This is a genomic window from Plesiomonas sp. (assembly GCF_051650925.1).
GTDB lineage: Bacteria > Pseudomonadota > Gammaproteobacteria > Enterobacterales > CAMTGL01 > Plesiomonas.
Map to the genome: position 1 here is coordinate 1 of NZ_JBOFRH010000554.1, position 2967 is coordinate 2967.

Annotated in this window: 3 protein-coding genes and 1 pseudogene; 2 read left to right on the top strand and 2 right to left on the bottom strand. The window is 51.8% G+C overall.

Features of this window, described 5'->3' with window-relative positions:
* Positions 1-554, bottom strand: a pseudogene (locus ACRC27_RS13210) (oligopeptidase A); the annotation flags it as partial.
* A gap of 105 nt (positions 555-659) precedes the next feature.
* On the opposite strand from ACRC27_RS13210, the gene ACRC27_RS13215 reads away from it, so the two are divergent.
* Positions 660-1502: a 23S rRNA (adenine(2030)-N(6))-methyltransferase RlmJ gene (locus ACRC27_RS13215; RefSeq protein WP_438630132.1), complete on the top strand. Its 843-nt coding sequence runs from the start codon at positions 660-662 to the stop codon at positions 1500-1502.
* A gap of 23 nt (positions 1503-1525) precedes the next feature.
* Here ACRC27_RS13215 and ACRC27_RS13220 read toward each other — a convergent pair whose 3' ends face one another.
* Positions 1526-1657: a hypothetical protein gene (locus ACRC27_RS13220; RefSeq protein WP_438622627.1), complete on the bottom strand. Its 132-nt coding sequence runs from the start codon at positions 1655-1657 to the stop codon at positions 1526-1528.
* 336 nt (positions 1658-1993) lie between these two features.
* Between ACRC27_RS13220 and ACRC27_RS13225 the strand changes: the two genes are divergently transcribed.
* Positions 1994-2967, top strand: a 974-nt coding sequence (locus ACRC27_RS13225; RefSeq protein ID WP_438640088.1) for an EAL domain-containing protein, incomplete at its 3' end; no start/stop codon positions are given.

A 2967-nucleotide genomic window follows, 5' to 3' on the forward strand; every position in this document is an offset into this window, starting at 1 on the left:
GCAACATCAGTGACCAGCTTGCTCCAGCCCATGGTGGCATCGAGCACATGGTTACTAAACTGGTTCGACAACGCCGATAACCGCGCCATAATTTCCCCGTAACGCTGTTGCTGTTCGGGGTTTAGCGCGATACCTGAGAGTTCAAAATCGCGCAGGCTGTTTTCTACTGCTTTGCGCTGCGCGCCGGTTAACTGGCTGAACGCTTTGCTATCGTGCAGGCTTTTGTAGGCTTGATACAAATCGGCATGTTGCCCCATCCAAGTGCCGTACTCTGACAACAGCGGCAAACACTGCTGGTAGGCATCACGCAGTTCAGGGCTGTTTTTAACGGAGTTTAAATGGCCTACGGGTGACCATAAGCGGCTAAGGCGATCATTAACTTCGGCCAGCGGTTCGCACAAGTTTTCCCACGTAAAAGGCGCGCCGTGTGCCAGTACGCGGTCAACTTCAGCGCGGCATTCGGCAATAGCCTGCTCGACCGCCGGAACAACCTGCTCCGGTTTGATCTGGGAAAACGGCGGTAATCCGTTGAAGCTCAGCAGCGGGTTGCTCATGGTCAGTTATCCTTAAAATAAAGTATCTCTGTATAAGATGGCGACACAACAGGCGAAATTCAATGGTGACTCAGGCATAATGTGCGATCAAAGAGAGAGGTTATCATGCTCAGCTATCGACACAGTTTTCACGCCGGCAATTATGCCGATGTTCTCAAGCACAGCGTTCAATCGCTGATTATTGAAGCGCTCAAGCAGAAAGATAAGCCGTTTCTGTATCTTGATACCCACTCGGGTGCGGGCCGTTACTACTTAAAAAGCGACCATGCAACCAAGACCGGTGAGTACCTTGAGGGCATTGCGCGGATCTGGCAGCGTGATGATATTCCTGAGCTGCTGGCTCCGTATATTTCGGCAGTAAAAGCGGTCAACCGCGGCCCGCAACTGTTCCACTATCCGGGTTCGCCGCTGATTGCCCAACATCTGTTGCGGGCGCAAGATCGGATGCTGCTAACCGAGCTGCACCCAAGTGATTTTCCGCTGCTGCGCAGTGAGTTTTCACGTGATGAGCGCGCTACTGCAAAACGCACCGACGGTTATCCGCAGTTAAAATCACAACTTCCACCGAAAGAGCGCCGTGCCTTGGTGCTGATTGACCCGCCTTACGAGCTGAAAGAGGATTATCAGCGCGTGGTCGAGGCGATTGTTGAAGGGCATAAGCGTTTTGCTACCGGTGTGTATGCTATTTGGTATCCGGTTGTGTTGCGCCAGAATATCAAACGTATGCTGCGCCAACTGGAAGAGACCGGGATCCGCCGCATCATGCAAATTGAATTAGGCATCAAACCCGATTCTGATCATCGCGGAATGACCGCTTCCGGCATGATAGTGATTAACCCGCCGTGGCAGCTAGAAAGCCAAATGCAAACGCTGTTGCCGTGGATGACTGAAGCGATGACACCAGAAGGTACTGGCCATTTCAGTGTTAACTGGGTTGTTCCAGAGTAACCCATCAGAATAATAAGCAAAAATTACTGACCAGAACCCCAGCGGCACTCACAGACTGGGATCATATGGCAGCAAGCGGTCAACGGCTGGTGTGTATCCCCCATCAGCCGTTGATCTTTATCTTCTGATTTAGCCGATACAACAGCACGCGACACGGGCAAAGCTTCGGCTCACCGCACAATCTCACTACCGGTTTCCGGTAAAAAAACGCTACTCTACCTTTAATCATCTTGATGCATATTAATTCTAACAAGCTCGCAACTGCTGCCCACTCGCTACGGCTTGCGATCAGCGCGATCAGGTATAGCGGTTAATATGTATGACAATAAAACCGGCGCTGGCTCGACAGAGTGCACACTGCGGTTCAGGTTGTTACCTCAATTTGTTACACTCAGTCGATTATATTTCCATCAGCTTCTTCGCCTCTGTTCATTTACTCGCGCGGTGGTAAAAAATCTGACGATAATATTAAGGATACAGGCTTTCGCTTCATGACCTATGACTCGCTACTGCACAAGCACTACACCCAGCGCCGCCTAAGCCTTGCGCTTTTGGTTGGCTTATTTTGTGTGCTGTTATCCCTGCTGAGTAGTTTTTTGCAGTTGCAGGAGCAAGCCCGTCAGCAGCAGCAACTGACCTTGAACCAGATCAGTGATGATATTCTTAACCAGCGGCTGTTTAACAAGCGCTGGCACGAGTCTTTACGCAGACAAATTGGTCAGCCGTGTGACAATATTCGCGGTGAACTACAGCAAGCCGCCACGCGTGATCGCGAGGTACGCAGTTACCTACTGCTTCGTCATGGGCAGGTGTATTGTACTTCCGCCAACCTTGCAGATGAGAGTCAGGTTGTTGCCCCGATTTTGCCCCAGCTACTGCAACACGCACATGGCCTGATGTTCAGCTATGACCCTCTAGGCGGCTACCCACTGATTGTGCACTGGCAACTGACACCCGGTAAAACGGATCAGGGAGTGCTCTCTATCCATGATATTTATGCATTGAGCCATCAACTGCTGCAACCGCGCCCACCGTTTGTTGATCAACTGGCATTACAAATTGGTACGGTCGCCGCCCTTGGTGAGAGTGGCCGTTTGATGGAGATAAGCACGCTGCCGCAGCCGCGCTTTAGCTGGAAAGATCAGAACCATGAGTTTGTACTGCACCTGTATGGCCCAAGCGGGATACAGCTATTGCCGTTGCTGCTGGGTATGCCATTGCAGATAGCTTTGCTGCTCGGCCTGTGCGGTGCAATGCTGGCTTTCCGGCTCTATAGCTTGCGCCAGCATGTCAGCTTTGCGCTGAGCGCGGCGATTCGCCAGCAACGTTTGCAGATGTACTATCAGCCGCTGATCGACAGCCGCAACAAGCGCTGTATCGGGGTGGAAGCGCTGCTGCGTTGGCACTACAGCAAAACTGAGCTGCTTTCGCCTGAGATCTTTATTCCGCTGATTGAGCAACACTG

What these genes read in the sequence shown, in the direction of transcription:
- ACRC27_RS13215 (WP_438630132.1), top strand. Translation starts at nt 660, where the DNA reads ATGCTCAGCTATCGACACAGTTTTCACGCCGGCAATTATGCCGATGTT.